The following is a 505-nucleotide window of genomic DNA, read 5'->3' on the forward strand; positions in this document are numbered from 1 at the left end:
TACAAACTTCTTTAGATATAAACATAATAATTTCTCTCGGAACATTATTTTCTAAATAAGTGTCGATATAAAAAGGTAAGTTTTGTCTCACTCTATTTTTAAAATACATAGCGTTGTTTAGTTGCTCCATTTGTGTTTCTACGATGATAGTAACATCAAAAAACATTTTTATTCTATTCAATAAATATCTAACATGAAGACCTCTTTTATTATCTTCAATAAAAGGTTGTAAATTTCCAAAATCTCTATCATAAAAATTATCAGTTATCCTAGTAGTTAATAAAGTTCCATTCATAAATACATCATTATTCATAATGTCTACTCTAGGTCTTACTATAAGCATAGGTTTTTTCTTTTTTATGAAGTTTTTATTTTTTGTTTCAAATACACTAAAATGTCTATATGCCATAGTCGATGAAATGTTTACTGTATTAAAATAATTTTTAGGAAACAAGTTTTTTATATATTCCGTCACAAATGCTGTTACGTTTCCAAAAGTATGTGC

At 25.1% G+C, this 505-nt stretch carries 1 protein-coding gene; it reads right to left on the reverse strand.

What is annotated here, in order from left to right; genetic code table 11:
* The coding region (locus ETC00_RS19680; protein ID WP_171567730.1) for a hypothetical protein at positions 1-505 on the reverse strand (505 nt) is incomplete at both ends.

It is taken from the genome of Brevibacillus sp. MCWH, assembly GCF_013096935.1.
GTDB lineage: Bacteria > Bacillota > Bacilli > Brevibacillales > Brevibacillaceae > Brevibacillus > Brevibacillus aydinogluensis.